This window comes from Georgenia thermotolerans (genome assembly GCF_009193185.1).
GTDB classification, from domain to species: Bacteria; Actinomycetota; Actinomycetes; order Actinomycetales; family Actinomycetaceae; genus Georgenia; species Georgenia thermotolerans.
In genome coordinates this window covers 77,390-102,229 of record NZ_VUKF01000014.1, presented here as the reverse complement: position 1 = coordinate 102,229, position 24,840 = coordinate 77,390, and the positions used below count along the sequence as shown (strand labels likewise).

At 74.5% G+C, this 24,840-nt stretch carries 20 protein-coding genes and 1 pseudogene; 5 read left to right on the top strand and 16 right to left on the bottom strand.

Annotated features, from left to right (window positions below):
* Positions 1-2,544 (bottom strand): chromosome segregation SMC family protein (locus GD970_RS08730; RefSeq protein WP_152202492.1); only part of this gene is annotated, 2,544 nt, incomplete at its 3' end.
* Positions 2,545-2,672: 128 nt separating this feature from the next.
* On the opposite strand from GD970_RS08730, the gene GD970_RS08725 reads away from it, so the two are divergent.
* A complete protein-coding gene (locus GD970_RS08725; protein WP_152202491.1) occupies positions 2,673-3,122 on the top strand; it encodes a VOC family protein in 450 nt (149 codons plus the stop codon).
* A 12-nt stretch (positions 3,123-3,134) separates the two neighbouring features.
* Here the strand turns inward: GD970_RS08725 and GD970_RS08720 are convergent, their stop codons facing one another.
* The 11 genes and pseudogenes from GD970_RS08720 to GD970_RS08670 form a co-directional block, all read right to left on the bottom strand.
* On the bottom strand, positions 3,135-4,091 hold the full coding sequence (locus tag GD970_RS08720) for an MsnO8 family LLM class oxidoreductase (RefSeq protein WP_152202508.1): 957 nt from the start codon (positions 4,089-4,091) through the stop codon (positions 3,135-3,137).
* Positions 4,092-4,256: 165 nt separating this feature from the next.
* Positions 4,257-4,691, bottom strand: a complete 435-nt coding sequence (gene ndk, locus GD970_RS08715) for a nucleoside-diphosphate kinase (protein WP_152202490.1) — start codon at positions 4,689-4,691, stop codon at positions 4,257-4,259.
* Between the two features lie 60 nt (positions 4,692-4,751).
* The gene (locus GD970_RS08710; RefSeq protein WP_152202489.1) at positions 4,752-5,177 is read right to left on the bottom strand and encodes a DUF4233 domain-containing protein; all 426 of its coding nucleotides are present in this window, start codon (positions 5,175-5,177) and stop codon (positions 4,752-4,754) included.
* A gap of 194 nt (positions 5,178-5,371) precedes the next feature.
* Positions 5,372-6,154 (bottom strand): dihydroxyacetone kinase phosphoryl donor subunit DhaM, encoded by a 783-nt coding sequence (gene dhaM, locus GD970_RS08705; RefSeq protein WP_226925235.1) that lies wholly within the window; start codon positions 6,152-6,154, stop codon positions 5,372-5,374.
* The gene (gene dhaL / locus GD970_RS08700) at positions 6,151-6,789 is read right to left on the bottom strand and encodes a dihydroxyacetone kinase subunit DhaL (protein ID WP_152202488.1); all 639 of its coding nucleotides are present in this window, start codon (positions 6,787-6,789) and stop codon (positions 6,151-6,153) included. The genes dhaM and dhaL overlap by 4 nt, the downstream gene beginning before the upstream one ends.
* A gap of 102 nt (positions 6,790-6,891) precedes the next feature.
* Positions 6,892-7,893: a dihydroxyacetone kinase subunit DhaK gene (gene dhaK, locus GD970_RS08695; protein WP_152202487.1), complete on the bottom strand. Its 1,002-nt coding sequence runs from the start codon at positions 7,891-7,893 to the stop codon at positions 6,892-6,894.
* Between the two features lie 324 nt (positions 7,894-8,217).
* Complete coding sequence (locus GD970_RS08690) at positions 8,218-9,894, bottom strand: bifunctional folylpolyglutamate synthase/dihydrofolate synthase (RefSeq protein WP_152202486.1); 1,677 nt, start codon at positions 9,892-9,894, stop codon at positions 8,218-8,220.
* Positions 9,894-13,154, bottom strand: coding sequence for an isoleucine--tRNA ligase (gene ileS, locus GD970_RS08685; RefSeq protein ID WP_152202485.1), 3,261 nt, complete (start codon positions 13,152-13,154; stop codon positions 9,894-9,896). The genes GD970_RS08690 and ileS overlap by 1 nt, the downstream gene beginning before the upstream one ends.
* A 267-nt stretch (positions 13,155-13,421) precedes the next feature.
* Positions 13,422-13,976 carry a hypothetical protein gene (locus tag GD970_RS21580; RefSeq protein WP_155524116.1) on the bottom strand — a complete coding sequence of 185 codons (555 nt, stop codon included), beginning with the start codon at positions 13,974-13,976 and terminating at the stop codon, positions 13,422-13,424.
* Between the two features lie 57 nt (positions 13,977-14,033).
* Positions 14,034-15,554 carry a N,N-dimethylformamidase beta subunit family domain-containing protein gene (locus GD970_RS08675; RefSeq protein ID WP_152202483.1) on the bottom strand — a complete coding sequence of 507 codons (1,521 nt, stop codon included), beginning with the start codon at positions 15,552-15,554 and terminating at the stop codon, positions 14,034-14,036.
* A gap of 156 nt (positions 15,555-15,710) precedes the next feature.
* Positions 15,711-16,479 (bottom strand): annotated as a pseudogene (locus tag GD970_RS08670) (SDR family oxidoreductase).
* 90 nt (positions 16,480-16,569) lie between these two features.
* Here GD970_RS08670 and proC point away from each other — a divergent pair.
* On the top strand, positions 16,570-17,391 hold the full coding sequence (gene proC / locus GD970_RS08665; protein ID WP_152202482.1) for a pyrroline-5-carboxylate reductase: 822 nt from the start codon (positions 16,570-16,572) through the stop codon (positions 17,389-17,391).
* Positions 17,392-17,506: 115 nt separating this feature from the next.
* Complete coding sequence (locus tag GD970_RS08660) at positions 17,507-18,760, top strand: endonuclease/exonuclease/phosphatase family protein (RefSeq protein ID WP_152202481.1); 1,254 nt, start codon at positions 17,507-17,509, stop codon at positions 18,758-18,760.
* A gap of 34 nt (positions 18,761-18,794) precedes the next feature.
* Here GD970_RS08660 and GD970_RS08655 read toward each other — a convergent pair whose 3' ends face one another.
* The 4 genes from GD970_RS08655 to GD970_RS08640 all read right to left on the bottom strand — a co-directional run bounded on the left by GD970_RS08655 (position 18,795) and on the right by GD970_RS08640 (position 23,289).
* Positions 18,795-19,811 carry a TIGR03842 family LLM class F420-dependent oxidoreductase gene (locus GD970_RS08655; RefSeq protein WP_152202480.1) on the bottom strand — a complete coding sequence of 339 codons (1,017 nt, stop codon included), beginning with the start codon at positions 19,809-19,811 and terminating at the stop codon, positions 18,795-18,797.
* Positions 19,812-19,827: 16 nt separating this feature from the next.
* Positions 19,828-21,246, bottom strand: a complete 1,419-nt coding sequence (gene hydA, locus GD970_RS08650) for a dihydropyrimidinase (protein ID WP_152202479.1) — start codon at positions 21,244-21,246, stop codon at positions 19,828-19,830.
* 12 nt (positions 21,247-21,258) lie between these two features.
* Positions 21,259-22,107, bottom strand: coding sequence for a nitrilase-related carbon-nitrogen hydrolase (locus GD970_RS08645; RefSeq protein WP_152202478.1), 849 nt, complete (start codon positions 22,105-22,107; stop codon positions 21,259-21,261).
* A gap of 153 nt (positions 22,108-22,260) precedes the next feature.
* A complete protein-coding gene (locus GD970_RS08640; RefSeq protein WP_152202507.1) occupies positions 22,261-23,289 on the bottom strand; it encodes a HoxN/HupN/NixA family nickel/cobalt transporter in 1,029 nt (342 codons plus the stop codon).
* A 300-nt stretch (positions 23,290-23,589) separates the two neighbouring features.
* Here GD970_RS08640 and GD970_RS08635 point away from each other — a divergent pair, with 300 nt between their 5' ends.
* Together GD970_RS08635 and hypB are read left to right on the top strand one after the other, a co-directional pair.
* Positions 23,590-23,919 carry a hydrogenase maturation nickel metallochaperone HypA/HybF gene (locus GD970_RS08635; protein ID WP_152202477.1) on the top strand — a complete coding sequence of 110 codons (330 nt, stop codon included), beginning with the start codon at positions 23,590-23,592 and terminating at the stop codon, positions 23,917-23,919.
* A gap of 3 nt (positions 23,920-23,922) precedes the next feature.
* On the top strand, positions 23,923-24,840 hold the full coding sequence (hypB, locus tag GD970_RS08630) for a hydrogenase nickel incorporation protein HypB (RefSeq protein WP_152202476.1): 918 nt from the start codon (positions 23,923-23,925) through the stop codon (positions 24,838-24,840).

Below are 24,840 nucleotides of genomic sequence, written 5' to 3'. Positions count from 1 at the left end.
CACCTCGGCGGCCACCTGCGCCTGCGCGGCCCGGCGGGCCTCGCGCTCGGCGGCCTTGCGGCGGGCCTCGCGCTCGGCGCGGGCGGCGGCGGCCAGGGACGCGGCCCGCCCGGACAGGTTCTTGGCCTGCTCCTCCAGGCCCCGCAGCGCCAGGCGCGCCTCGGTCTCGGCGGCGCGGGCGGCGCGGGCGGCCTCGGTGGCCCGGTCGCGGGCCGCGGTGGCGCCGGCGAGGTCGTCCTCGGCCTGGACGGGCTCGCGCTGGGCGATCTCCAGCCGCTCGGCCAGGGCCTTCAGCTCGGCACCGTGCTCGGCGATCTCCGCCTCGACCCGCTCGATCGCCGGGCGGGCGCGCTCCGCCTCGGCCTGCGCGCCGCGCAGGGTGGACCCGAGCCGGCCGAGCTGCTCGGCGACGGCGGCCAGGCGGGCGTCCGAGGCGTGCAGGTCCTCCAGCGTCGCCCGGGCGCGCTCCCGGGCGGCCTCGACGCGCTCGCGCGCCGGTCCCAGGGCGAAGCGGGCGCGCTCGGCCCGGGCGGTGGCGGCGTCGACCGCCGCGGCGGCCTCCTCGTGGGCGGCGTGCAGCTCGAGCACGCTCGGCGCCCCCGGCGCCCCGCCGTGGGCGGCCGCCGCGGAGAGCACGTCGCCAGCACGGGTGACGGCGGTGAGGGCCGGGTCGGCCGCGAGCGCGCGGCGGGCGTCGGCGAGGTCCTCGACGGCGACGACGCGGGCGAGCAGGTGCTCGACGGTGCCGCGCAGCGCCGGGTCGGCGACGGTGACCAGCTCGGTGGCCGGGCGGGCGCCGTCGCCCGTGGGAGCCGCGCCGCCCGGCGCGGGGGCGCCGGCGACGAGGAGGCGGACCTGCCCGGCGTCGCCGTCGCGGGCCTGACGCACGGCGTCGACGGCGACGTCGACGGACTCCACGACGGCGGCCTCGGCCAGCGGGCCGAGCACCGCGGCGACGGCGTTCTCCCAGCCGGGCGCGACGGTGAGGTGCTCGGGCACCGTCCCGCGCAGGCCCGGCAGCCCGGACTCGACCAGGGCGCCGGTGCCGTCCTTGCGGCGCAGGGACAGGGCCAGGGTGTCGCGGCGGGCGGACCAGGTGGCGCGGTCGGCCTCGGCGGCCCGCTCCTCCTCGACGAGCGCGGCGACGGCCTGCTCGGTGTCCTCCAGCTCCGCGGTGGCCGCCTCGTGCGCCTCGTCCAGGCCCTCCTCGCCCTCCTCGACGCCGGCGACCTGCTGCTCGAGGGCGGTGAACTCGGCCTGCGCCGTCGCCGCCCGCTCCTCCGCAGCGGTCAGGGTGGCGCGCAACCGGCCGAGCTCGGCCTCGGCGGCCTCCAGCCGCGAGCGGCGCGCGCCCACCTGACCGGTCAGGCGCGCCAGCCCCTCACGCCGGTCGGCGACGCCGCGGTGGACGGCGGCCAGGGCCCGCTCGGCGTCGCGCTCGGCCTCCTCCGCGGCGGCCCGCTCGTCCACGACCCGCTCGAGGCCCTGGCGGGCGTCGTCGAGGCGGGCCTGCAGGGCCTCCTCCTGCTCACGGGCGGCGGCGGCCCGGGCCTCGAGCTCGTCCGGATCGCGGCCGGGGGTGGGCTCGGCCGTGGGGGCGCCGAGCAGGCGGCAGCGCTCGGCGGCGACGTTGCCCAGGGCGCGCAGCCGCTCGCGCAGCCCGGAGAGCTGGTACCACACGTCGGTGGCCTGCCCCAGGCGCGGGGCGGCCGCGGCGGCCTGCTGCTCGAGGGCGGCCAGGCGGTGGCGGCCCTCCTCCTGGGCGGCCTCGACGTCGGCGCGGCGCTCGCGCAGCGCCGTCTCGTCGGCGACGTCCTGGGCAAGGGCGGCGCTGAGCTGGACGAGGTCGTCGGCGAGCAGCCGGGCGCGGGCGTCGCGCAGGTCGGCCTGGACCACCTGGGCGCGGCGGGCGACGTCGGCCTGGCGGGCGAGGGGGCCGAGCTGGCGGCGGATCTCGGCGGACAGGTCGCCGACCCGGGCGAGGTTGGCCTGCATCGCCTCGAGCTTGCGCAGCGCCTTCTCCTTGCGGCGGCGGTGCTTGAGGACCCCGGCGGCCTCCTCGATGAAGCCGCGACGCTCCTCGGCGCTGGCCTGCAGCACCGAGTCCAGCCGGCCCTGGCCGACGATGACGTGCATCTCCTTGCCCATGCCGGTGTCGGAGAGCAACTCCTGGATGTCGAGCAGGCGGCAGGGGGTGCCGTTGATGGCGTACTCCGAGCCGCCGGAGCGGAACAGCGTGCGGGAGATCGTCACCTCGCTGTACTCGATGGGCAGCACGCCGTCGGCGTTGTCGATGGTCAGGGAGACCTCGGCGCGGCCGAGGGGGGCGCGCGAGGAGGTGCCGGCGAAGATGACGTCGGCCATCGACCCGCCGCGCAGGGTCTTGGCGCCCTGCTCGCCCATGACCCAGGCGAGGGCGTCGACGACGTTGGACTTGCCCGAGCCGTTGGGGCCGACGACGCAGGTGATGCCGGGCTCGAGGTGCAGGGTCGTCGCGGACGCGAAGGACTTGAATCCTCGCAGCGTCAGCGTTTTCAGGTGCACCCGCGCAGCATATTGCCCACCGGGGACGCGCCCGGGCAGACATCCCCAGGCGGCGGCGCGCCGGGCCGGCCAGGCCCGGCGCCGCGACGGGCCGTCGCCGCGGCCGGCCGGCCGTTACGGTGCCCGTCATGGATCAGCGGTTGAGCTTCATCACCCTGGCGGTGCCCGACCCCGCCGCCTCCCGGCGGTTCTACGCCGACGGGCTCGGCTGGGAGCCGGCCTTCGAGGCCGAGGGCGAGGTGGTCTTCTTCCTCGTGGCGCCCACGGTCGTGCTGTCGCTGTGGCGGGCGGACGACTTCGCGGCGGAGGTCGGGCCGCTCGACCGCCGGCCGGGGACGGCGCCGCTCACGCTCGCGCACAACGTGCCGACCCCAGCGCAGGTGGACGCCGTGCTCGCCGAGGCCGTCGCCGCCGGCGGCACCCTGGTCGGCGCGGCGCAGGACCGGGAGTGGGGCGGCCGCTCCGGCTACTTCGCCGACCCCGACGGCTACCGCTGGGAGGTGGCCTACAACCCCGGGCCGATCGGGGAGCAGCTCATGCGGGCCGCCGGCCTGCTCGGCGAGGCGCCCCCGGCCTGACGCCGCGAGCCCCTACGGCGTGAACAGCCCGGCCAGCGCGGCGTCGGCCCGGGCCTGCTCCGCGCGGTCGTAGGTCGACGTCGTCGCCATGACCTCGTCGACGCCCTGGCGGGCGAGCCGGCCCAGCCGCTCGGCCACCTGGTCCGCGGTGCCGTAGACGGCCTGGGCCAGGAACCGCTCGACGCTGGCGCGCTGCTTGGGCGTGCGTGGCCGGTCCCGCACGGCGTCGACGTCCTCCAGGGGTGGGAAGGCGCCGGTGGCCCGCGACGCGGCCATCGCCCAGGCCTCCGGGAGCAGCAGGTCCCGGGCGCGTTCCTCGGTCTCGGCGATCATCACGGTGACGCCGGCGATCACGTACGGCTCACCCCCGGCGGCGCGCACGTCCCGGCGGTAGGCCGCCAGCGTCTCGACCAGGTCGGGCGGGGCTCCGCCGACCGCCACGGGCAGGCCCGCGCGTGCGGCGAGGGTGAGGCCGTGGCGTCCCGCGAGGAGGAAGAGCGGCGGGGGCGCGGGCAGCCGGGGCATGGCGGTGATCGGTCCGCGGCCGGCGAGGAACGCGCGGACCGCGTCGACGTCGGCGAGGAAGCGCTCGGGGTCCGCGTCCGTGGCGCCCAGCGCCTGGCGCACCGGGGCGCTGAACCCGAGCGAGCGCCCCAGGCCGAGGTCGATCCGCCCGGGATGGAGGCTCTCGAGCACCGCGAACTGCTCCGCGACGACGAGCGGGGCGTGGTTGGGCAGCATCATCCCGCCCGAACCGACCCGGATGCGGGCGGTCCGCGCCGCGACCGCCGCGGCCAGCACGGCCGGGCTGCCACTGGCGATGCCGGGCACGCCGTGGTGCTCGGCCACCCAGAACCGGTGGTAGCCGAGCTCCTCGGCCCGTCGCGCGCGCTCGATCGTCGCCGCGAGGGCGAGCGCGTCCGGCTCGCCCGCGCGCGTACGCGATCGGTCCAGCAGGGACAGGGGCAGGTCGAGCGCGGCCATCGCCCAGGGCAACCGTCCAGCGGCAGCCGATATTTCGGCGTGGCGTCGGCTTGTCTGGTGCTCAGGTAGGCGAAGACTCCGTACGGCATACATATCCGTACGGAGTCCTCGGCTAGGGGCGTGATCGCCCGGGATTCGTGCCCCGACGACTCAGAGAGCGGGGAACCAGAGCCCGATCTCGCGGGCGGCCGACTCCGGGGAGTCCGAGCCGTGCACGAGGTTCTGGACGACGGCGGTGCCCCAGTCGCGGCCGAGGTCGCCGCGGATGGTGCCCGGAGCCGCCACGGTGGGGTCGGTGGTCCCGGCCAGGGACCGGAAGCCCTCGATGACCCGCTGCCCCTCGACGACGGCGGCAACGACCGGGCCCGAGAGCATGAACTCGACGAGCGGCTCGAAGAACGGCTTGCCCTGGTGCTCGGCGTAGTGCTGGGCGAGGAGGTCGCGGTCGGCGGTGCGCAGCTCCAGCGCGGCGATGCGGTAGCCCTTGGCCTCGATGCGGCGCAGCACCTCGCCGGTGAGCTGGCGGGCGACGCCGTCGGGCTTGACGAGGACGAGGGTGCGTTCGGTCTCAGAAGTGGTGGTCACGTCCCGGCACACTACCGGCCGCGCTCGACCGATTCCCAGGACCACCAGGCGCGGGGCCGGTCAGGAGTGGGTGCGGTGGTACTCCAGCTCCGCGGCGTAGCGCTCCTGGCGTTCGACGTCGATGCGGCTCCCCACGCGCAGGGCGACGACCCAGATGACCGCGAAGATCGCGCCGACGATGAACATCATCGGCAGCACGAAGCCGGACAGCAGCAGCAGCGCCTGGATCACCGATCCGAGGACGTAGCCGAGCCTGTGCCTGAGCAGGCCGGCGCACAGCGCGCACGCCAGCATGGCCGCGCCCCCGATGGCCCACACCACGCCTGGCTCGGCCAGCCGCAGCCCGAACGCCACGAGCGAGGCGAACAGGACGATGAAGACCTCGCTGACGAGGACCGACATGGCGAGGGTCTTGCGGGCGGAGCCCGGCGGGCGGGGCGCTCCCGGGGCCGGGCTCGCCGGCGCGGAGGACGTCTGGCTGCTCACCGTGCCAGGTTACCTACCCCGCGCCGGCGTCCACCCTCCCCGGCCGCGGAAGCCGTCACGCACCGTCGGCCCCTCGCGCGCAAACGTGACGACTCACGGCGAACTTGACGCCTCGCGACCAACTTGACGTCTCGCGACCAACTTGACGTCTCACGACCAACTTGACGTCTCACGGGAGGGGCGGGCGGGGGGCGCTACTCCTCGCCGAAGCCGTCGGCGACGGCCTGGGCGACGGCGGCCATCGCCTCCTCGGCCTGGGTGCCGCTGGCCCGCACGTGCATCTCGTCACCCTTCTCCAGGCCCAGGCCCATGAGGGCCAGCACGCTGGCGGCGTCGACCTCGTTCACGGAGACCTCGGCGTCGTAGCCGGCCACCAGGCGGGCCAGCAGCGCCGCGGGGCGGGCGTGCAGCCCGACCTTGTTGTGCAGCGTGAACGTCTCGGTCAGCTCCCCGGCCGCCGTCTCGGGCTCCGCCGCCGCGCCGGCACCCGCCGCGCCGTCGGCCCCCGCGGGCACCGCGCCGGCGGGCTCCGACGGCGCCCCGGTGCCCTCCGCGGCCGCGCCGAAGCTGCGGGCGGCCTCGGCCACCGCGGCGGCCACGGCGGCCGGCGCGGCACCCGACTGGGCGGCCACCGCGCCGGCGACCGCGCCCTCCACCAGGGGGCCGTCGGCGAGGACGACCCGCTCGCGCGCGTCGTCGTCGAGGAACTCCAGGACCGACTCGGCCGTCATCGTGGCCGAGCCGAGGTCGGTGAGCACCACCACCCCGCTGATCCCCGGCTCGTCCAGCAGCCCGGTCACCGCGGACTCGACCTTGTCGAAGCTCGTGCCGACGCGGTCGTCGTCGGTCCCGCCGGCGGGGCGCAGGCGCACGTCGGGGGCCATCTGGGCGGCCACCTCGACGACCCCCTCGGCCAGCCGAACCGAGTGCGAGACCACCACGAGGCCGGCGCGGGCCGTCCCGTCCCCCGCCGTCACAGCGCCGCCGCCGCCTCGGCCGCCGCGGTGAGGAGCAGGGAGGAGGACTCGGCCCCGGGGTCACGGTGCCCCGCGGACCGCTCGCCGAGGTAGCTGGCCCGGCCCTTGCGGGCGACCATCGGGATGGTCGCGTCCGAGCCGGCCGCGGCGGCCTGGGCGGCGGCGCGCAGCGCGTCGGCCGGCCCGCCGCCCTCGTCGGCCGTCATCCGCGCGGCCTCGGCGGCCGGCTCCCAGGCGTCGACCATGGTCTTCTCCCCCGGCTCGGCCTTGCCGCGGGCCTTGATGCCCTCCAGGCCGGCCGCGAGCATGGCCGCCACCCCCGCGGCGTCGAGCTCGCCGTCGACCGCCTTGGCCGCCCGCAGGAACGCGGTGCCGTACAGCGGGCCGGCCGCCCCGCCGACCGTCGACATCAGCGTGGTGGCGACCGTCTTGAGCACGTCGCCGACCGTGTCGGGCCGCAACGTGGCGAGCTTGGCGGTCACGGCGGTGAAGCCGCGGTCCATGTTCTCGCCGTGGTCGCCGTCACCGATGGCCCGGTCGAGCTCGATCAGGTCGATCCGGTGGTCGGAGACCGTCTTGGCGGCCCGGGCGACCCAGTCCAGCGCCCAGTCGGTGCCCAGGGTGGCAGCGCTCATGCATCCTCCTCGATTCTCGTGCCCGTGAGGGCGCTCACAGCGTGCGCCGCCCCGGCGCGGCGGTCAAAACCGGCGCCGGGGCGGCGGCGATCCCGTCCGCCGTCAGAGCCCGCGCCGCAGCGCGGGGGTGTTGACCGGCGCGTCCCACAGGGCGGTGAGGTCCTCGTCCAGGCGCAGGACGGTGACCGACGCACCCTGCATCTCCAGGGACGTGATGTAGTTGCCCACCAGCGACCGGCTCACCGTCAGCCCGCGGTTCTCGAGCACGTCGCGGGCGTGGTTGTAGACCAGGTAGAGCTCGGACAGCGGGGTGCCGCCCATGCCGTTGACGAAGAGCAGCACCGGTTCGCCGTCGGCGAGCTTGAGGTCCTCGAGCACCGGGTTGAGCAGCTGGTCGGTGATCTCGTCGGCGGTGGCCATGGGGACCTTGTGGCGGCCGGGCTCGCCGTGGATGCCGATGCCGATCTCGATCTCGTCCTCGGCGAGGTCGAAGGACGGCTTGCCGGCGTGCGGCACGGTGCACGCCGTCAGCGCCACGCCCATGGACCGGACGTTGTCGATGACCTTCTGGGCGACGGCGGTGACCGCGTCGAGGTCGTCGCCGCGCTCGGCGGCGGCGCCGGCGATCTTCTCCACGAGGACGGTGCCGGCCACCCCGCGCCGGCCGGCGGTGTACAGGGAGTCCTCCACCGCGACGTCGTCGTTGACGACGACGGAGCGCACCGTGATGTCCTCGGCCTCGGCCAGCTCGGCGGCCGTCTCGAAGTTGAGCACGTCGCCGGTGTAGTTCTTCACGATGTGCAGCACGCCGGCGCCGCCGTCGACGGCCTTGGTCGCCTCGAAGATCGGCTCGGGGGTGGGCGAGGTGAACACCGCGCCGGGCACCGCGGCGTCGAGCATGCCGGGACCGACGTAGCCGGCGTGCAGCGGCTCGTGGCCCGAGCCGCCGCCGGAGACCAGGCCGACCTTGCCCTGGCGCGGGGCGTCGGCGCGGACGACGTACATGGGGTCCTCGTTGACCCGCACGAGGTCGGCGTGCGCGCGGCCGAACCCGCGCAGGGACTCGGCGACGACGGTCTGGGGGTTGTTGATGAGCTTCTTCACCGACGTGCTCCTTCGGTAGCCGGGGAGGGTCCGATACCGGACCACGGCCTTATCCTCGCCCCTCCCGGCACCACCCGACCAGCATTTGGCCGTCCGTGCACGACGAGCGGACCGCGGTGAGCAGGTGTGCCGCGCCTCACGGGGTCTCGCGAGGCCCGGCGGCGCGCCCCGCCATCCGCCGGGCACGACGACGCCGAACGCCGACGAGGTCGAGGTTCTGGTCGCAGGTGCAACCAGAACCTCGACCTCGTCACGTTCTCCGACCGGCTGGCGCAGCCACAGTGGCAGGTTGGCTGCTGCCGGCACGGAGAACCGGGCGCGGCCTCAGGCGGAGGTCTTGCCCATCAGCGCCCGCGCCTCGGCCGCGAGCAGCACCGAGCCGGCCACGAGCACCCCGGTGGTGGTGACCACCTCGTCGGGGTCCCGCTCGGCCAGCGTCGCCGCCTTGTCGATGGCGTCGTCGAGCCGCTCGGCCACGTACACGCGGTCCTCGCCGAAGACGTCGACGGCGATCTCGGCCAGCTCCTCGACGTCCATCGCCCGGTCGGTGGTGGCGTGGGTGATGACCACCTCGCTGAGCAGCGGCTCGAGGCCGGCGAGGACCCCCTCGGCGTCCTTGTCCGCCATCACCCCGACCACGCCGACCAGGTGGGAGAAGGCGAAGGCCTCCTCCACCGCCGCGCGCAGCGCCTCGATGCCGGCGGGGTTGTGGGCAGCGTCGACCAGCACGGTGGGGCTGCGCCGGACCAGCTCGAGCCGGCCCGGGGAGTCGACGTTGGCGAAGCCCTGCTCGACCACGCCGCCGTCGAGGGCGCCGCCGCCGAAGAACGCCTCCACCGCCGCGAGCGCGAGGAGCGCGTTGTGCGCCTGGTGCTCGCCGTGCAGCGGGACGAAGACGTCCTGGTAGACCCCGGCCGGGGTGCGCAGGGTGAGCAGCTGCCCGCCCACGCCCAGCTGCCGGTCGAGCACCTCGAGCTCCTGGCCGTCGCGCAGCAGCCGGGCGCCGTGCTGGGCGGCGGCGGACATGATGACCGCGTCGACCTCCTCGGCCTGGTCCGCGGAGATGACCGTCGAGCGGTCGGTGATGATGCCGACCTTCTCCCCCGCGATCTCCTCCAGGGTGTGCCCGAGCCAGCGCTCGTGGTCGCGGTCGATGCGGGTGAGCACCTCCACCGTGCCGTCGGCGACGTTGGTGGCGTCCCAGCGCCCGCCCATGCCGACCTCGACGACGGCGACGTCCACCGGCGCGTCGGCGAACGCGGCGTACGCCATGACGGTGAACACCTCGAAGAAGCTCAGCCGCGGGCCGCCGGCGGCCTGCGAGCGGGCGTCGACCATCTCGACGTAGGGGGCGACGTCCTCCCACGTGGCGATGAACTGCTCGGGGCTGATCGGCTGGCCGTCCAGGGCGATGCGCTCGCGCACCGAGTGCAGGTGCGGGGAGGTGAACCGCCCCGTGCGCAGGCCCCGTTCGCGCAGCAGCCGCTCGACCATCCGCGCGGTGGAGGTCTTGCCGTTGGTGCCGGTGAGGTGGACCAGCGGGTAGGCCTTGTGCGGGTCGCCGAGCAGCTCGAGGACGTCGGCCACCCGCTGCAGGCTGGGCTGGACGTCGTGCTCGGGGGCGCGGGTGAGGATGGCCTGGTAGATCCGCCGGACCTCCTCCTCCGCCTGGGCGTGCGCGACGGCGCCGGCCCGCTGCTGCGCCTCGGTGGGGCCGGCGTCCTCCTCGTGCAGGACCTCCTCGGCCACGTCCGGGTCGGGCCCGGTGAACAGCGGCGAGCTGAGGAGGGCCTTGAGGCCCGCCTCGTGCTCGTCCTCCGCGCGCTCCTCCGCGGTGGGCGCGGCCGCCTCGTCGTCGGGGGCGTCGGCGGCCGCCATGAAGGCGGCGATCCGCTCGCGGGCCTCGCGCTCGGCCTCGGCCGGGTCGCGGGGGGACCGCTCGCCCTCGGGGGTGCGCTCGCCCTCGGGGGTGGGCTCGCCGTCGTTGGTGCGCTCGCTCATCACGCCTCCATCTTCCGCACGCGGGCCTCGGGGGCGTCGACGTCGCCGGCGGAGGCGGCGACCTCCAGGGCGAGGGTCTCGCGGGCGATGAGCTCCTCGTGGGCCTGGACCCACGCGAGCTTGTCCGCCGGGACGACCAGGTCGAGGTGGATCCGGTCGGCCACGTACAGGTCGGCGGCCTTGCGGGCGTCCTGGACCACGCGCACGACGTCGCGGGCGTAGCCCTCGGCGGCGAGCTCGTCGTCGACGGCGATGTCCAGCACCACGAACCCGCCGCCGGGCAGCACGGCGGCGACGTGGGCGTCGCCCTCCCGGCTCTCCACCTCGGTGGTGAGGGTGAACTCCTCGGGCAGCAGCTCGATGCCGTCGGCGACGACGACGCCGTCGCCCTCGCGCTGCTCCCAGAAGCCCTCGCGGGCGGCCTTGATGGCCCGCTGCACGTCCTTGCCCAGCCGCGGCCCGGCGGCCCGGGCGTTGACGGTGAGCTTGGTGACCACGCCGAACTCCTCGGCGGCGCCGTCGGCCAGCGCCCGCAGGTCCACGCGCTTGACGTTGACCTCCGAGGCGGCCAGGTCGGCGAACGGCGCGAGCGCGGCCGGGTCCTCGACGACGACGGTGAGGGTGCGCAGCGGCTGGCGCACCCGCCGGGCGTGCGCCTTGCGCAGCCCCAGGGTGGCCGAGACCACGTCGCGGACCTGGTCCATGGCCGCGACGAGGGCGTCGTCGGCCACCGTCTCGGGCAGCTCGGGCCAGTCGGTCAGGTGCACGCTGCGCCCGCCGGTCAGGCCCCGCCAGATCTCCTCGGTCACCAGCGGCGCCAGCGGCGCCATGACCCGGGTGAAGACCTCCAGCGCGGTGTACAGGGTGTTGAACGCGCCGGCGTCCTCCTCCCAGAACCGGTCGCGCGAGGTGCGCACGTACCAGTTGGTCAGCAGGTCGAGGTGCTCGCGCAGGGACTGCACCGCCCCGGGCACGTCGTAGGCCTCCAGCTGGGCCCGGACGCCCGCGGCCAGGTCGCGGGTGCGGGCGAGGAGGTAGCGGTCCATGACGTGCAGGGCGGCCACCTCCTCGGCGTCGTCCAGCGCCACCGGGCGGGCGAGGTAGCCCTTGCCGCCGTCGAGGGTGCCGGCGTAGAGCGCGAAGAAGTACCAGGCGTTCCACAGCGGCAGGAGCACCTGGCGCACGTTCTCCCGGATGCCCTCCTCGGTGACGATGAGGTTCCCGCCGCGCACCACCGGCGAGCCCATGAGGAACAGGCGCATGGCGTCGGAGCCGTCGCGCTCGAAGACCTCGTTGACGTCGGGGTAGTTGCGCAGCGACTTGCTCATCTTGCGCCCGTCGGAGCCGAGCACGATGCCGTGGGAGACGGCGGTGCGGAAGGCGGGCCGGTCGAACAGGGCGGTGGCCAGCACGTGCAGGGTGTAGAACCACCCGCGGGTCTGCCCGATGTACTCGACGATGAAGTCGCCCGGGTTGTGGTGGTCGAACCAGTCCCGGTTCGCCATCGGGTAGTGCACCTGGGCGTAGGGCATCGACCCGGAGTCGAACCAGACGTCGAGGATGTCCGGGATCCGGCGCATCGTGGACTTCCCGGTCGGGTCGTCCGGGTTGGGCCGGGTCAGCTCGTCGATGTAGGGCCGGTGCAGGTTGGGCTCGCCGTCGGGGCCGAGCGGCAGGCGGCCGAAGTCGGCCTCGAGCTCGGCGAGAGAGCCGTAGACGTCGGTACGCGGGTAGGCGGGGTCGTCGGAGACCCACACCGGGATGGGCGTGCCCCAGTAGCGGTTGCGGGAGATCGACCAGTCCCGGGCGCCGGCGAGCCAGTGGCCGAACTGCCCGTCCTTGATGTGCTCGGGCACCCAGGTGATGTCCTGGTTGAGCTCGACCATGCGGTCGCGGAACTCCGTGACCCGCACGAACCAGCTCGTCACCGCCTTGTAGATCAGCGGCGTGCGGCAGCGCCAGCAGTGCGGGTAGGAGTGGTCGTAGGTCTCCTGGCGCACCAGGACCGCGCGCTCGGCCTCGGGACGACGGGCCAGCGGGCCGGTGCCGCGCTTGAGGTCGGCGATGATCGCCTTGTTCGCCTCGAACACCTGCTGGCCGGCGTAGTCGTGCACCTCGCTCGTGAACCGGGCGGCGTCGTCGACGGGCACCACGGTGCCGATGCCGTGGGCCTGGCACACCGCCATGTCGTCCTCGCCGAAGGCCGGGGCCTGGTGGACCAGCCCGGTGCCGTCCTCGGTGCTGACGTAGTCGGCGGCCACCACCTGCCAGGCGTTCGGGCCGGGCGCCTGGTCGTCGGGGCGGCCCAGGAAGTAGTCGAAGATCGGCGCGTAGCGCCGCCCGGCCAGCTCGGTGCCCGGGAAGGCGGCGACCACGTCGGGCTCCTCGCCCAGCTCGCGGGCGTAGGCGTGCAGGCGGGAGCGGGCGAGGATGACCCGCTCCCCGGCCAGCGGCCCGTCCTGCGGGGCGACCGCGACGTACTCGATGTCCGGGCCGACGGCGACGGCGAGGTTGGACGGCAGGGTCCACGGCGTCGTCGTCCAGATGAGGGCCAGCTCGCCGGTCTCCAGGCGCACGCCGACGGTGACCGAGGGGTCCTGGCGCATCTGGTAGACGTCGTCGTCCATGCGCAGCTCGTGGTTGGACAGCGGGGTCTGGTCGTGCCAGCAGTACGGCAGCACCCGGTAGCCCTCGTAGGCCAGGCCCTTGTCGTAGAGCTGCTTGAAGGCCCAGATCACCGACTCCATGAAGGTGGGGTCGAGGGTCTTGTAGTCGTGGTCGAAGTCGACCCAGCGCGCCTGGCGGGTGACGTAGTCCTGCCACTCCTGGGTGTAGCGCAGCACCGAGTCGCGGCAGGCCTTGTTGAAGGCCTCGATGCCCATCTCGTCGATCTGGGTCTTGTCGGTGATGCCCAGGATCCGCTCGGCCTCGAGCTCGGCGGGCAGGCCGTGGGTGTCCCAGCCGAAGCGCCGCTCGACCCGGTGGCCGAGCTGGGTCTGGAAGCGGCCGACGACGTCCTTGACGTACCCGGTGAGCAGGTGGCCGTAGTGGGGCAGGCCGTTGGCGAAGGGCGGGCCGTCGTAGAAGACGAACTCGTTCTCGCCGTTCTCGCCCGCGGGCCGGTTGTCGATCGAGGCCTGGAAGGTGCCGTCCTGCTTCCAGTACTCGAGCACCTCCTGCTCGAGCGCGGGGAAGCTCGGCGAGGCCTGCACCTCGCTGCCCGGGCGGTGGAGAGGGTAACGCTGCGGCTGGTCAGCCAATGCTGCTCCTCGGTCGGTGACGACTTGTGCTGGCTGCGAGGACGACGCCGCCCCGCGGGTCCTCGCCCGCGCGGCCGGTGCCGCGGTACCACCTCGCTTGCCCCGCCCGGCGTGCGCCGGTCGTGACCGCTCGAGAAAGGCTGTGACGGGCCCTACCCGTCCGGTTCTACTGGGGGCCGGGGGGCCCTGTTCTTCCGGAGGCTCGCCGGTGATGGCCGGGTCGACGCCTGTTCGGGGAAGTCTAGCGCCGACCTGGGGGTGGCGCCGTCAGGGCGCCGCCACCCCCGGGAGCCGTTCGGTGAGGCCGCTCCACCAGATCGCCTGGACCAGTGATGCCGCCAGCACGGCCAGGGCACCGGCAACCGTGGCCGGCCGCAGGCTGGCGGACCACAGCAGCGTCAGGCGTCCGGCCCGCGCGGCCGGTGCCTGAATCAGCGCCGCGTAGGCCGGCGCCCACTCCTCCGGCGGCCCGAGGAAGACCTGTCGGCCGTGCTCGTCCACGAACCCGCGCAGCTCGGCGAGCTCCGCCATCTCCTCGTCGATGTGGTCGCGGCGGACCGTCGCGGCCGCCGCCTCCGTGGTGCTCACCACCAGCGCGATCTTCCGGCCGTGGATGCGCACGTCCTCGCCGTCGCGCACGGCCAGGCAGCGGCGAGGCCCGTCCGCGAGCACCGTGACCGCCACGGGGACGCGACGCCCGGCGCGGATGCGGGCCGGTGCGCGCCGGGCGCTGCGGTCGCGCCAGGCGGCGAGGGCGAAGCCGCCGACGAACTGCGCGAGCAGCACGACGCCGAGGACGATCAGGTACTCCCACCAGGCCACCGACGGAGCGTAGGGCCGCCGCTCGGCGCCCGAGACGAGAGTCGGACGCGGGCGCGGTCACGATCCGATCTCGGTGACGTTGTCGACGGCCGGGTGCGCCGCGCCGGCCGGGCCGGCGGCGAAGGCGTGCAGCAGGTTCGTCGTCACGCGGCTGACGATCGCCTCGTTGCGGGCGGCGTCGGCCCCGGTGCCGGCGCCGCGGTCCAGCGCCCGGACCCACATGTTGGTGCCGACGTTCAGCACGCCGGCCCCGCTCGGGGTGGAGTAGTAGGCCATGTCGGCGAACGAGCGACGCCCGCCGCAGGTGACCGGGGAGTGCGCGAGGACCTGGATGGGCCGGGGGGTGGGCACCGCGAGGTTGACCCGGTCGTACTCGGAGCCGACCAGGCGGGGCAGGGTCGTCCCGGGGCCGGCGCCGCTCCCGGCGAACAGCCACGCCGGGGTGGCGGTGAGGACCATGGGTGCGCGCACCGGGTTGCACTCGTAGAAGGTGCCGGTCAGGTCCGACTGCGGGCGCGGGCGGGGACCGCGGGGCCAGTCCGCCGTCACCTCCGCGTCGTTCTTGCCGAGCAGGGGGTCCAGCCGCGGCTCCTTGTAGTCGATCTCCAGGCGCCGGTCCCCGGTGGCGGCCCGGTCGAAGCGGATGTGCCGGTAGACGGCGTTGGCGCCGAGGAAGGCGACGTTCGTGCCGGCGTCGCGGGCGGCGGTGAGGCGGTCGCGCATGGCGGTCGACCAGTACTCGTCGTGGCCGAGGGAGATCACCGCGCGGGCGCCGCGCACGGCGTCGGGGTCGCGGTCGAGGTCGACGTCGGTGAGGTAGCCGAGGTTGATGCCGCTGCGCTCGGCCAGGCGGACGGCGGGCAGCTCGTCGATCAGGTACAGGCCCGTGCCGTCGTTGCGGTCGTAGGGCCGGTCGAAGCTCACCGCGTAGGAGCGGTCCGGGTAGCCGCGAGGGCCCTTGTAGAGGCTGCGCCCGCCCCAGCCGTTGTAGGCCTGCCAGGTCGTCACGGCGTTGAGGATCAGGACCCGGCCCGCGGCGTCCGGCGTGCGCAGGGTGAGCGGGACGTAGGTCTGACCACCGGAGTCGGCGGTGAGGCGGATCAGGTAGTTGCCCGGCGCCCAGCCCGCGGTCGGCATGGTCAGGGAGGGGCGCCAGGGGGCGCTGGCCGTGCGGGTGTCCGCGGTGGTCGTCGCGGGTGGCTGCCGGTGGCCGGCCACACGGGGCGAGGACCAGTACCGGCGGGCCCCGACGCCGTCGTACCAGCCCACCCGGAACGCCTCGGCACGGAACCGGGCCGCCGTGGTGGACACGAACAGGCGCACCTGCCGGCCGGGCTCGGCGCTGACGGTGTCGGCGTAGCCCTCGATCTCGCCGGGGCCGCTCGGCCGGGCGATCTGCCAGCCCGGCGTGCCGGCGTGGGCGTTCTCGGTGCGCACCCAGTCCGCGGAGGCGGCCGGCGGGCCGCTGGCCTCCGGCGGGGACGGGCTCGCCGGGACCGACAGGGACGACGTCGGGGTGCAGGCGGCGCAGAGCAGGGCGGCGGAGGCTGCGAGGAGCCGAAGTCGGCGCGAGCTCACGGCGCGCCCCCTTCCGGTGCGGCCCGCGGCGCCCGGCCCCGCGGCCGGCACGTCGCGCCCGCCCGACCACGTCATCGGGCGGCACGAGGAGCCTACGCGCGGCCCGGCCGGCCCCGCAGCGGGTGCAGCCGGCCGCGGCCGCGGCCCCGCGCTTCCTCAGCCCTCGCGCGCCACCACGGTGTTGGAGGCCTGCGCGCGCGGGCGGATGACGAGCTGGTCGATGTTGACGTGGGCGGGGCGGGTCAGCGCCCAGACGATGGCGTCCGCGACGTCGTCGGCCACCAGCGGCTCGGCCACGCCGGCGTAGACGCGCTCGGCGGCCTCGGCGTCGCCGCGCAGCCGCCTGAGGGAGAACTCCTCGGTCCTGACCATGCCGGGGGCGATCTCGATGACGCGCACCGGCTGGCCGACCAGCTCGAGGCGCAGCGTGGCCGGGATCATCCGCTCGGCGTGCTTGGCGGCCGCGTACCCGCCGCCGCCGGGGTAGGTGTCGTGGGCGGCGGTGGAGGTCACGGTCAGCACGTCGCCGCCGCCGTCGGGCCCTGAGGTGCGGCAGCAGCGCCTGGGTCAGCCGCAGGGTGGCGAGCACGTTGATCTCGTACATCCGGGCCCACTCCGCGACGTCCCCGGTCTCGACGGGGTCGGTGCCCAGGGCGCCGCCGGCGTTGTTGACCAGCGCGCGCAGCGGGCCGGCGCCGCGCACGTGGGCGGCCAGGGCGTCGACGTCGTCGGGGTCGCTGAGGTCCGCGGGGAAGGTCGCGCAGCCGGTCTCCGCGGCGAGGGCCGCCAGACGGTCCGCGCGGCGCGCGGTTGCCAGCACCTGCCAGCCCTCGGCCCGCAGCCGCCGCACGGTGGCGGCGCCGATGCCGGAGGAGGCGCCGGTGACGACGGCGCGCGGGCGGGTGGGCTCGTGGGGCGATGGCATGCCGCCATCATGCCGCCCCCGCGCCATACTGTGCCGACGGGCCGGGGCCGAGGGTCCCGCGCGAGCAGAGCGACGAGCAGAGGGAGCAGCATGCGGGTCGGGTTCATCGGCGCGGGCAACATGGCCGGCGCAATCGTGCGGGGAATCGTGGCGTCCGGGTCGGTCGCCCCCGAGGACGTAGTCGTCACCAGCGCCCACGGCAGCTCCGCCCAGGCCCTGGCGCGGGAGACCGGCGTGGACGTGCTGGGCACGAACGAGGAGCTCGTGGAACAGGTGGGCGCCGGCGGGGTGGTCGTCCTCGCCGTCAAGCCGCACCTCATCCCTGAGGTCCTGCGCCCGTTGCAAGACCTGCTCGCCGAGAACGGCTCCCTGGTCGTCTCCCTCGCCGCCGGCACCACGCTGGCCCGGCTGGAGGAGCTGCTGCCGCCGGGGCAGGCGGTGGTGCGGGTCATGCCCAACGTCAACGCCCAGATCGGTGCGGGGATGGCGGCCGTATGCGGCAACGCCGAGGCCGGCGACGAGCAGGTCGACACCGTCGTCGGGCTCTTCGAGGCGGTCGGGCGCGCGATCGTGCTGCCCGAGCGGGACTTTGCCGCCTACTCCGCCATCGCCGGGTGCTCCCCCGCCTTCGTCTTCACCTTCATCGACGCCCTCGCCCGCGGCGCGCTGCGCAACGGGCTGCCCAAGGCCCAGGCCGTGCGCATCGCCGCGCAGGCGGTGCTCGGCAGCGCGCAGATGGTCCTCGAGCGGGCGGCCGACGGCGCCACCCCGGCCGACCTCGTCGACATGGTCACCTCTCCCGGCGGGACGACCGTGGCGGGGCTGGTGGCCATGGAGGAGGCGGGCTTCTCCCCCGCCGTCGTCCGCGGCGTGCAGGGCGCGGTCGAGCGGGACCGCGAGCTCGGCGGCTGACCGCCCGGCCCACGCCGGCCGCCACCGCCCCCGGTGGCCCGCCCGCGCGACCGCGGACTGTCCCCAGGCGTCCCAAACTCTTTCCGTCCGATGACCAAGTTGTTACCTTGGCCATATGCGGACGCGAACGCGGGCGCTGGGGGCGCTCGGGGCACTGACGGTGGCAGCCGTCGGTGCGGCCGCGCCCGCCGGCGCGGCCACCGCGAGCGCGGCCCGCGACCACCCCGCCACGCTCCGGGTGGCGACCTTCAACACCTCGCTCAACCGGTCCGCGCCGGGCGAGCTCGTCGCCGACCTCGCCTCGGGCACCGACCGCCAGGCGCGCGCGGTCGCAGCGATCATCCGGACCACCGCCCCCGACGTCGTCCTGCTCAACGAGTTCGACCACGACGACGCCGGCGAGGCCGTGGACCTGTTCCGCCAGCGCTACCTCGAGGCCGACGACGCCGCGGACGGGTCGCCCGCCGTCGACTACCCCTACGCCTACGCCGCGCCGGTCAACACCGGCGTGCCCTCCGGCCACGACCTCAACCACGACGGCGCCGTCGGCGGCCCCGACGACGCCTGGGGCTTCGGCGCCTTCCCCGGCCAGTACGGCATGGTGGTGCTCTCGCGCTACCCCATCGCCGAGGACGAGGTGCGCACCTTCCAGCACTTCAGGTGGCGGGACATGCCCGGGGCGCTGCTGCCGGACGACCCGGCCACCTCCCAGCCGGCGGACTGGTACGCCCCCGAGGTGCTCGACGAGCTGCCGCTGTCGAGCAAGTCGCACTGGGACGTCCCGGTCGAGGTCGGCTCCACCACCGTGCACGTGCTCGCCGCCCACCCCACCCCGCCGACCTTCGACGGCGCCGAGGACCGCAACGGCCGGCGCAACCACGACGAGATCCGGTTCTGGGCGGACTACGTCGCCGGCGAGCGGGAGGGTGCCTACATCTACGACGACGCCGGCCGCCCCGGCGGGCTGGCCCGCGGCGAGCGGTTCGTCGTCGTCGGGGACTACAACGCCGACCCGCTCGACGGGGACTCCACCGACGGCGCCATCGACCAGCTCCTGGACTCCCCGCGCCTGCGCGACCCCGGGCCGACCTCCCGCGGCGCCGTGGAGGCGGCCGCCACCCAGCGCGGCGCGAACGTCACCCACCGCGGCGACGCCGCCCTGGACACCGCCGACTTCGCCGACACCCCCGGGCCGGGCAACCTGCGGGTGGACTACGTGCTGCCCTCGCGCAACCTGCCGGTGCGCGACGCGGGGGTGTTCTGGCCCATGGCGGACGAGCCGGGCTCGGAGCTGACCGGCCAGTACCCGTTCCCCAGCTCCGACCACCGCCTCGTGTGGGCGGACCTGCACGTGCCCGGGCTGCGCTGACCCCGTGCCCGGCCTGCGCTGACCGGCGGGGCGGTCACACCTTCGCGCGCACGGCCTCCCGCATCGCCGGGATGACGTGCTCGCCGTACACCCGGAGGGTCTCCTCCTTGTTGTCGTGCATGAGGTACCCGGCGAACTGGGTGACGCCGATCTCGCGCAGCCCGGTGAGCTTGGCGACGTGCTCCTGCCACGTGCCCAGCACGCAGAACCGCTCGACCACCTCGTCCGGCACGAACTCGGTGTGCGTGTTCCCCGCCCGGCCGTGCTCGTTGTAGTCGTACCCGGTGCGGCCGGCGATGTAGTCGGTCAGGGAGTGCGGCAGCTCCGCGTCGTGGCCGTACCGGGCGACGAGCTCGGCGACGTGGTTGCCCACCATGCCGCCGAACCAGCGGGTCTGGTCGTGCATGTGGGAGCGGTCGTCACCGATGTACATCGGCGCGGCGACGCAGAACTGCAGCGCGTCGGGGTCCCGCCCGGCCCGCTCGGCCGCCTCGCGCACCACCCGGATGGTCCAGGCGGTGACGTCGGGGTCGGCGAGCTGGAGGATGAAGCCGTCGGCGACGTCGCCCGTCAGGGCGAGCGTCTTGGGCCCGTACCCGGCCACCCACACCTCGAGCCGCGAGTCCCGGCTCCAGGGGAACCGGACCGTGGACCCGTTGATCTCCACCGCCCGGGAGTTCGCCAGCTCCCGGATGACGTGCACGGCCTCGCGCAGCTGGGCGAGGGTCGCCGGGCGCCCATTGAGCACCCGGACCGCGGAGTCGCCCCGGCCGATCCCACACACCGTGCGGTTGCCGAACATCTCGTTGAGCGTGGCGAAGGCCGACGCGGTCACGGTCGCGTCGCGGGTCACCGGGTTGGTGACCATCGGCCCGACCCGGACCTTGCGGGTGGCGGCGAGGACCTGGCTGTAGACGACGTACGGCTCCTGCCACAGCAGGTGGGAGTCGAACGTCCACACGTAGTCGAAGCCCTGCGTCTCCGCCTGCCGCGCGAGCTCGACCACCCGCGAGGCGGGCGGGTTGTTCTGCAGGACGACACCGAAGTCCATGGGGCCCTCCTCGGGCTCAGACAAGGTACTGCGACAGGCCGCGCTTGAGGTAGCGGCCGTGCCCCACCCGGCCGCGGAACTCGCCGTCGTCCACGAGGACGGTGCCCCGGGAGATGACGGTGTCGACGTGGCCGTCGATCTCGAAGCCCTCCCAGGCCGAGTAGTCCATGTTCATGTGGTGGGTCTTGCCCATCCCGATGCTCGTGCGCCCGTTCGGGTCGTAGACGACGACGTCGCCGTCGGCCCCGGGGGCGATGACGCCCTTCTGGCCGTACATGCCGAACATCCGGGCCGGCGTCACGCAGCACAGCTCGACCCAGCGCTCGAGGGAGATCTCCCCGGTGACCACGCCCTGGTAGAGCAGGTCCATCCGGTGCTCCACCGAGCCGATGCCGTTGGGGATCTTCGAGAAGTCCCCGCGGCCGAGCTCCTTCTGGTCCTTCATGCAGAAGGGGCAGTGGTCGGTGGAGACGACCTGCAGGTCGTTGGTGCGCAGGGCCTTCCACATGTGCTCCTGGTGCCCCTCCGCCCGCGAGCGCAGCGGGGTCGAGCACACCCACTTCGCGCCCTCGAACCCCGGGGCGCCGAGCTGCTCCTCGAGGGAGAGGTAGAGGTACTGCGGGCAGGTCTCGCCGAAGACGTTCTGGCCCCGGCCGCGGGCGGCGGCGATCTGCTCGACGGCCTGCTTGGCCGAGACGTGGACGACGTACAGCGGGGCCCCGGTGAGGTGGGCCAGCATGATCAGCCGGTGGGTGGCCTCCTCCTCGGCCTGCCAGGGGCGGGTGAGGCCGTGGTAGATCGGCGCCGTCTCGCCGCGGGCGAGGGCCTGCTGGACGAGGACGTCGATGACCGAGCCGTTCTCCGCGTGCCCCATGACCATCGCGCCGTTGGCCGCGGCGCGCTGCATCGCCGTGAGGATCTGCCCGTCGTCGGACAGGAAGACGCCCTTGTAGGCGGTGAAGACCTTGAAGCTCGTCACGCCCTCGGCCACGAGCTCGTCCATGGCGTCGAGGGAGGGGGCCTGGATGTCGGAGAGGATCTGGTGGAAGCCGTAGTCGACGGCGCAGCGGCCGGCCGCCTTGTCGTGCCACAGGGCGTACTGGTCGAGGGGGTTCTGCCCGGGGTACTGCACGACGAAGTCCACGATCGTCGTCGTCCCGCCCCAGGCGGCCGCCACGGTGCCGGTCTCGAAGGTGTCCGAGGCGAAGGTGCCGCCGAAGGGCATCTCCATGTGGGTGTGGGCGTCGATGCCGCCGGGGATGACGTACTTGCCGGTGGCGTCGACGACGACGTCGACGTGCGCCGCGACGTCGAAGCCGAGCAGGCTCGAGCCGGGGGCGAGGACCGCGGCGATCTTCTCGCCGTCGATGAGCACGTCGGCCCGCGCCCGGCCGGTGGCGTTGACGACCGTCCCGCCGGTGATCAGGGTCTTCACGGCGCGCCCCGCTCAGCGCGCCGTGATGGCGGCGTAGGAGTCCGGCCGCCGGTCGCGGTAGAACTGCCAGCGCTCGCGCACCTCGCGGATGAGGTCGAGGTCGATCTCCCAGACCTTGACCTCCGCCTCGGTGCTCGAGGCCCAGTCGCCGACGAACATGCCGTCGGGACCCACGACGTAGGAGCTGCCGTAGAAGGTCACGGCCTCGTCGCCGTACTCGTTCGTCTCCGCGCCCACCCGGTTGGCGGCGGCGACGAAGTAGCCGTTGGCCAGCGCGGCGGCCGGCTGCTCGAGCTCCCAGTTGCGGTTGGAGATGCCCGGGGCGGTGGCGTTGGGGTTGAAGACGATCTCGGCGCCGCCCAGGCCCAGCTCGCGCCAGCCCTCGGGGAAGTGCCGGTCGTAGCAGATGTAGACGCCGACCTTGCCCACCGCGGTGTCGAACACGGGATACCCGAGGTTGCCGGGGCGGAAGTAGAACTTCTCCCAGAACTTGGGCAGGTGCGGCAGGTGGTGCTTGCGGTAGGTGCCGAGGATGCTGCCGTCGGCGTCGATGACCACGGCGCTGTTGTAGTAGACGCCGGGCTGGTCCTCCTCGTACAGGGGCAGGACGATCACCATGCCCAGCTCCTTGGCCAGCGCGCTGAACCGTTCGGTCGTGGGACCGGGGATCGGCTCGGCGTACCGGTAGTACTTCGGGTCCTGGGTGATGCCGAAGTACGGGCCCGTGAAGAGCTCCTCGTAGCAGATCGCCTGGGCGCCCTGGGCCGCCGCCTGCCGCGTGTACTCCTCGTGGAGCGCGATCATCGACTCCCGGTCACCGGTCCAGGGCGTCTGGGTCAGGGCCACCTTCACGATCGTCATCACGGTCCTCCAGGTCGGGCAGCGGAACGGGCCACGGCGGAAACGCAGGGATGCAGCAGGGCGTGGAACGAGGACTTCTCCGGCGCGTCCTTGCACCGGTTGGGCCGGGAACGTATCAGAGCTCTGGCCGTCCAGTGACCGTTTCGGCGCGGGTCAGGCATCGGGCACGCGCCGGCCTTGCCGTCGGCGGTCCGGGCGCCACCGCCACAGGGCCGCGCCGAGGAGCCACACGGCGAGGAGGACCCCCGCGATGGCGAACCCGGCGTGCTCGAGGTCGGCCCCCGCCGCCAGGGCCAGCGGGCCCGTGGCGGCCCCGGTGCGCTCGGAGAGGAGCTGGAGGAGAAGCACCGTGCCGACCGTCAGCGCCGCCACGACGGAGAGCACGGTCACGGTCAGCCCGTAGTACGCCCGGCGCAGCGGCACGTCGACGGCCCACCGGTAGGCCCGGGCCATGACCACGCCGTCGGCGGCGTCGAACAGGCTCATCCCGGCGGCGAAGAGCACGGGGAGCACCAGCAGGGCGTACCAGGGCAGCGTGAGCCCGGCCGTGCCCGCGGCGAGGACCAGCAGGGCGACCTGGGTGGCGGTGTCGAACCCCAGGCCCATGAGCAGGCCGACGGGGTACAGGTGCCAGGGCTTGCCGACCCGGCGCAGGGTCCCGCCGAGCAGGCGGGCGAGGAACCCGCGGCTGGCGAGGTGCCGCTCGAGCTGCTGCTCGTCGAGCGTCCCCTCGCGCGTGCGCCGGAGCGTGCGGACGAGGCCCGAGACGGCGGCCAGGTTGGCCAGGCCGACGAGGAAGAGGAAACCGGCAGCCACGGTCGTGCCCACCGCGCCCAGGGTCTGCTGCAACGGCGAGCCGGCGTCGGCGACCGGCCCGACGAGGGCCCGCATGCCCAGGGCCAGCAGCAGGCACAGGCCGAAGACGACGCTCGAGTGCCCGAGGGAGAACCAGTACCCCGCGCTCACGGCCGGACTGCCCTCGCCGACCAGCTTGCGGGTGGTGTTGTCGATCGCGGCGATGTGGTCCGCGTCGAAGGCGTGCCGCACGCCGAGGAAGTAGGCGGTGGCGCCGAGGCCGACGCCGAACACCCCGCCCGCGCCGACGCTGAGCGCCCGGGGCGCGACGACGAGGAGGAGGACGCCCCATCCGAGGAGGTGGAGCAGGAGGACGACGGCGCCCATGCCGGCCAGGGACCGCCGCTCGCCGGCACCCCAGGCGGGGCACGTCGCTGCCGAGGGGGCGCCGCGTGGGGATCTGTTCCTGCGCTGCATCCGACGTCCTTGCCGTCGCGGACCAGGATCGTGTGCTGCACGGCCACAGTAGCGACGTCGCCGGGCGGCGTCAGCAGGCGCCTCCGGGCAGCGCCTCTCCCTCCGTCCGGTCGGCGCCGATCCCCCCGGTCCGGTCGGCGGCACCTCCCCCCGAAAGTGCGGTTGCACAGTCGTCGACAGGCGTCTACGTTGGCGCGGACAGGTGTGCTGATGCACGAACTCTCGATCACCCAGAGCATCGTCGAGGCGGTCCTGGACCGCACCGGCGACCGGAAGGTGACGGTCGTGAACCTGACGATCGGCCGGCTCTCGGGCGTCGTCCCCGATGCAGTGCGTTTCTGTTTCGACCTCGTCGCGGACGGCACCCCGCTCGCCGGTGCCGAGCTGCGCATCGAGGAACCGGTCGGGGCCGCGGTGTGCCGCTCCTGCGCGCGGGAGTTCGAGCTCACCGACCCCATCCCGCTCTGCCGGTGCGGCAGCGCGGACGTCTCGATCCTGCACGGCCGGGAGCTCTCGGTCACCTCGGTGAAGGTGCTGTGAACCATGTGTGCCACCTGCGGGTGCGGCGACGAGGCCGCCACCCGCGTGCTGCTGCCGCTGGACGTCCACCCCGAGCACGGCGGTCATCCGCGGCACGAGCACCACGAGCACGAGCACGACCACCACGAGCACGATCACGACCACGACGACTCCGGCCACGGTCACGGTCACGGTCACGACCACCACGACCACGACCACGGCCGCCCCCGCCCCGAGCACCCGCACGAGGACGCGAGCCCCGCGGGCCAGACGATCAGCATCGAGCAGGACGTCCTCGCCAAGAACGACCTGCTCGCCGCCCGCAACCGCGGCTGGTTCGAGGGCCGGGAGATCCTCGCCGTCAACGTCATGAGCTCGCCGGGGGCCGGCAAGACCACCCTGCTCGAGCGGACGATCCGCGAGCTGGCCGCCGACCGTGACGTCGCCGTCGTCGAGGGCGACCAGGAGACCCTCCTCGACGCCGACCGCATCCGCGCCACCGGGGCGCCCGTCGTCCAGATCAACACCGGCGCCGGCTGCCACCTCGACGCGGACATGCTCCGTCGGGGTCTCGACCGCCTGGCGCCGCGGCCGGGGTCCTACCTGTTCGTCGAGAACGTCGGCAACCTCGTGTGCCCGGCGCTCTTCGACCTCGGCGAGGCCGCCCGGGTCGTGATCATCTCGGTCACCGAGGGCAACGACAAGCCGCTGAAGTACCCGCACATGTTCGCGTCGGCCGACCTCGTGCTCGTCAACAAGGCCGACCTGCTCCCCTTCGTCGACTTCGACGTCGAGCGGTGCGTGGCGCAGGCCCGCCAGCTCAACCCCCGGGTCCAGGCCCTGGTCGTCTCGGCGACCACCGGGGAGGGCTTCGCCGAATGGCTCGAGTGGCTCGCCGCCCACGCTCCCGAGCGGGAGGCGGTGCGGGCGCAGCAGCCCTAG